Origin of the sequence: uncultured Stenotrophomonas sp. (assembly GCF_963519925.1) — a bacterium.
Classification (GTDB): domain Bacteria; phylum Pseudomonadota; class Gammaproteobacteria; order Xanthomonadales; family Xanthomonadaceae; genus Stenotrophomonas; species Stenotrophomonas maltophilia_AE.
Genome location: NZ_CAUQPH010000210.1, coordinates 1 through 4336, shown reverse-complemented (window position 1 = coordinate 4336; position 4336 = coordinate 1). Strand labels below are relative to the sequence as shown.

The following is a 4336-nucleotide window of genomic DNA, read 5'->3' as shown; positions in this document are numbered from 1 at the left end:
CGCTCGCCCTGGGCGACGGTCCGCAGCCGTGCCTGCCGACCGCGCAGGGGCCTGCCTGGATCGAACAGATCGACGCCGCTCCCTCGTCGGCGCTTGCGCCGGTCACACGCGCACTGCGCCTGCCGGTGGAACTGGGCATCGCCCGCCTGCAGTTGCCGCTGCACCGCCTGCGCACCCTCGCACCCGGCGCGGTGGTGCTGCTCGACCAGCTGGCCCCGGTCGCACGCACCGCGCGCCGTCGCCTGTACGCCTTCGATTTCACCCTTGAGACCATTTCCGTGAACACACCCTTCGATTTCCTCGACGACGAAGACGCCACCGCCGACCTCGCCGTACCCGCCGCACCCGAGCCGGCTCCGTCCGGCACCGCCACCGCCACCGGCATCGACATCCGGCGCCTGCCGGTCACCGTGGACGTGGTGCTGTGCCAACTGCAGCAGTCCATCGCTGAACTGGACGGCCTGCAGCCGGGCACCGTCTTCAACCTGCCGCATGACGCGTGGAAGCAGCTGCAGCTGCGCGTCAACGGCCAGGTCGTCGCCCGCGGCGAACTGGTCCAGGTTGGCGACCAGCTGGGCGTGCAACTGGCGCAGGCGCCCGTGCTGCCATGAACTTCGTCAACAACGACATCTCGCTGATCGCGGTCATGTCGATGGCGGCGCTGCTTCCGTTCCTGATCGCCGCCGGCACCTGCTACCTGAAGTTCTCGGTGGTGTTCGTGCTGCTGCGCAACGGCCTGGGCCTGCAGCAGGTGCCCTCCAACATGGTGCTCAACGCGCTGGCGCTGATGCTGGCGTTCTACGTGATGCAGCCCATCGTGCAGACCATGCCGTACGGCGCCAAGCTGCTGGCAGTGATCGCCTGCCTGCTGGTGCTGATGGCGTGGATGTCCGCGCGCATGCTGGACTTCGCCCGGCTGGCCCTGCACACCGCACTGACCGGCTAGGCACGTGCAGCTTTCCGCGCTCGACGTCGAACTGGTCGCGCTGGCCCGCGACCATGGGGTCACCGCCCTGCTCGGCATGGCCCGGATCGGGGCGTGCCTGGCCTGGATTCCGTACCTGTCGCCCGGCGTCATGCCGGCGAAGATGACCCGCACCGTGGTCACCATGATGGTATTGATCGGCCTGTGGCCGTCCACGGCCGGCGCCATCGTGCCGCCCGACATCGTCTCCACCGCAGGCGTGGTGCTGCGTGAAGTGCTGATCGGCAGCGCCATCGGACTGGTGGTCGCCCTGCCGTTCCACATCTTCCACGGCATGGGCGCCATCGTCGACAACCAGCGCGGTGCCGGCATCGGCGCCATGCTGGACCCGGTCAGCGGCGTGGAGGCCACCGAGACCTCGAACCTGCTGCAGCTGATGAGCGTGGTGGTGTTCCTGGCCACCGACGGCATGATCGTGCTGCTGGAAGTGATCCAGGACAGCTACCTGCTCATTCCCATGGGCGGCGCCATGACCCTGGACCTGGCGCGCGTGCAGGACTTCGCCGGCGTCCTGCTGGCCGGCGCGGTGCGCATGGCTTTGCCGGTGCTGCTGCTGCTGTTCCTGGTCGAAGTGCTGCTCGGCGTGCTGTCGCGCTTTGCCCAGCAGATGAACCCGTTCTCGATCTCGCTGGCGGTCAAGTCCTACATCGCCTTCATTGCCCTGCTGTTCTACCTGATGCCCACGCTGGCCCAGCACGTGCCGCTGATCCGCGACAGCACCGACGCCCTGCAGATGCTGATGGCGGTGCCGCAATGAAAACCGAAAAGCCCACCCCGCACCGCCTGCTGAAGGAGTCGAAGAAAGGCAAGAGCTACGTCAGCCGGGATCTCGCCGCCGCCGCCATGCTGGTGGCAGGGCTGATCGCACTGGCCACGATGACCTCCAGCCGTGCCCTGCAGGGCTTCTATCGCGGCATGGCCGAACGCGGCTTCACCCTGACCCCGGCCGAAGCCGCATGGCAGGCCACCGTGGCCTTCCTGTGGATTGCCGTACCGGTGGGTGCGACCGCCATTGTCGCGGCGGTACTGGTGTCGCTGCTGCAGAGCCGGGGCGTCATCGCCGCCGAAGCGGTGCGCGTGGACCTGGCCCGGGTCAACCCCATTTCCGGCTTCAAGAACCTGTTCTCGCTCAAGACGGTCAAGAGCGTGATCACTGCCACCCTGTACCTGCTGGCCGGGCTGGTGTTCGTGGTCCTGGCCTGGAAGCTGTTCGCGCCCACCGTGTTCGCCCAGGTGCAGATGCCGGACAAGGCCGCCGGGGCGATCTGGCACAGCGTGGGCTGGCGCAGCACGGCGCTGCTGCTGGCGGTGCTGGCGCCGATCGTACTGGCGGCCGCGTTCATCGAATACCGGCTGTACATCCGCGAAATGCGCATGGAGAAGCACGAGGTCAAGCAGGAGCACAAGGACCACAACGGCAACCCGGAGATCAAGCAGCGCCGTCGCGAGATCGGCGAAGAGCTGTCGGCGCAGACCCAGTCGGACGTCGCCGGCTCCTCGATGATCCTGGCCAACCCCACGCACATCGCGGTCGGCATCTACATCCATCCCGACTACCCCGGCCTGCAGTTCGTGTCGCTGCGTGAGCGCGGCAACCGCGCACGCAAGGTCATCGCCCTGGCCGAGCGGGTCGGCGTGCCGGTGGTGCGCGACATCCCGGTGGCGCGCGCGGTGTACGCGCGGGTACGCCGCTACCAGTTCGTTCCGGCCGAGCTGACCACACCCATCACCCGCATCCTGCTGTGGCTGAAGGACATGGCGTCACGACGTTGAAGGAGCAACTTGACGAGGCCTTCAAGGCCCTGGCCGGCGATGGCCAGGAGGGGGGCGTCGAGGGTGATCCGACCAACCCGGCCTACCTGGCCAAGTACCAGACTGCGTTGTCCGGCTACACGACCTACCGCACCCTGCAGTCGAACTCGGCCAAGAGCCTGTCGGACATGCAGAAGCAGAACGCCCGCAACCTGGGTTGATGACGCACCGGCACCGGTGGCCATGCCGCCGGTGCCGGCACCCCACGCGGGCACATCCCGCAGGAGAATTCCCCCGTGCTAGTAACCCAGATCGCGACCGACATCGACGCCAGTGGTGTCGCGGAGGGCAGCGCCGTAACGCTGTCCGATCGCATGAGCCAGGCCCTGGCCCGGACCTACGTCGGCGCAGGCGAGGACCTGGCGGCGATCCAGGCCGCCAGCAACAACCCGGCCACCGCATCCAGCCCGGCGGCGCTGCTGGAACTGCAGCTGAGCCTGGCTGACTACACCAAGCGCATGATCGTGGCCGCCGGCTTGGCCAACCACGCCAACAAGACCGTGGAGACGTTGCTCAAGTCATGAACATGCTGCCTATCGTGGCGGCGCTGCGCCGCTGGAGCGGCCGGCGCCTGCTGCTGCCCGTGCTTGCGCTGCTGCTGCTGGCCGGCTGCGCGCGCAAGCCGCTGCTGGAGGGCCTGGACGAGCGCCAGGCCAACGAGGTCATCGCCGTACTGCTTCGCCACAATATCGATGCCGACAAGCTCAACGTGGGCAAGGGTGGTTTCCAGGTGAACGTTTCGTCGCGCGACCTGCCCGAAGCCATCGAGCTCATGCAGCGCAACGACCTGCCGTCGGCCCCGCGCAGCCAGGTGGCCGCGTCGTTCCCGGCTGACAGCCTGGTCAGTACCCCGCTGGGCGAACGTGCCCGGCTGATTTCCGCGGTGGAACAGCGGCTGGAGGAATCGCTGCAACTGCTGGACGGCGTGCACTCCACCCGCGTGCATCTGAACTACGACGCCAACCTGGGTACCGAAGGGCGTCGCGCCGAACGCCGCCGCATGCACGTGGCGGCGGTGGTCGCGCACCATCCCGGGATCGACGAGGAGGTGCTGCTGCAGTCGGTGAAGCGTTTCCTGCGCAATACCTTCGACGGCATCGAGTACGACAACGTGTCGGTGATCCTGACCGAGGTGGAAGGTCCGCGCACGCTGGCGGTGACTGCCGGTACCGATCGCAACCTGCCCCTGGGCTGGATCGTGGCCTGTGGCGGCATTGCCGTGCTTCTGCTGCTGGGCGGGTGGGTGCTGGTTCGCCTGGTGCCTGCCGTGGGCAGCAGGGTGCGCGGCCTATGGCAGCGGCTGTCGGCGCAGCGTGGCAACAACCCCGCCGGGGGCCGCTGGCGTGGCGCATGAGGCCCTGCACATCGCGTACGCGCCCGCGGCGTATTACCGCCCTTGGCAGGCGGTGTATGCCGGCGCCACCGCCGATCAGCAGCGTTGGTTGAACACCGCGCTGCTGCGCCAGCGACGCCTGCCGTTGCCGGCGTCGCTGCAGGCGCCGGACGATCCGCTGGCGCGCCGCCTGATCGGGCTGTGGC

General features: G+C 68.2%; 8 protein-coding genes. All 8 read left to right on the top strand.

Translation table 11 applies throughout. The features are described 5' to 3' along the window. On the top strand, nt 1-611 hold a 611-nt coding region (sctQ, locus tag RWO33_RS19465; protein WP_314107033.1), incomplete at its 5' end, for a type III secretion system cytoplasmic ring protein SctQ. Beyond that, the gene (locus RWO33_RS19460; RefSeq protein ID WP_314107030.1) at nt 608-946 is read left to right on the top strand and encodes a hypothetical protein; all 339 of its coding nucleotides are present in this window, start codon (nt 608-610) and stop codon (nt 944-946) included. The genes sctQ and RWO33_RS19460, both read left to right, overlap by 4 nt. Nucleotides 947-950: 4 nt before the next feature. Continuing rightward, the gene (gene sctT / locus RWO33_RS19455; protein WP_314107028.1) at nt 951-1742 is read left to right on the top strand and encodes a type III secretion system export apparatus subunit SctT; all 792 of its coding nucleotides are present in this window, start codon (nt 951-953) and stop codon (nt 1740-1742) included. After that, nucleotides 1739-2758, top strand: coding sequence for an EscU/YscU/HrcU family type III secretion system export apparatus switch protein (locus RWO33_RS19450; protein ID WP_314107025.1), 1020 nt, complete (start codon nt 1739-1741; stop codon nt 2756-2758). The genes sctT and RWO33_RS19450 overlap by 4 nt, the downstream gene beginning before the upstream one ends. Then, complete coding sequence (locus RWO33_RS19445) at nt 2755-2958, top strand: EscF/YscF/HrpA family type III secretion system needle major subunit (RefSeq protein WP_314107021.1); 204 nt, start codon at nt 2755-2757, stop codon at nt 2956-2958. Before RWO33_RS19450 ends, RWO33_RS19445 begins: the two co-directional genes overlap by 4 nt. A 75-nt stretch (nt 2959-3033) precedes the next feature. Further along, the gene (gene sctI, locus RWO33_RS19440; protein WP_186308913.1) at nt 3034-3321 is read left to right on the top strand and encodes a type III secretion system inner rod subunit SctI; all 288 of its coding nucleotides are present in this window, start codon (nt 3034-3036) and stop codon (nt 3319-3321) included. Further along, nucleotides 3318-4151, top strand: a complete 834-nt coding sequence (gene sctJ / locus RWO33_RS19435; RefSeq protein ID WP_314107018.1) for a type III secretion inner membrane ring lipoprotein SctJ — start codon at nt 3318-3320, stop codon at nt 4149-4151. Before sctI ends, sctJ begins: the two co-directional genes overlap by 4 nt. Next, nucleotides 4141-4336: hypothetical protein (locus RWO33_RS19430; RefSeq protein WP_314107016.1), on the top strand; the 196-nt coding region annotated here is incomplete at its 3' end. The genes sctJ and RWO33_RS19430, both read left to right, overlap by 11 nt.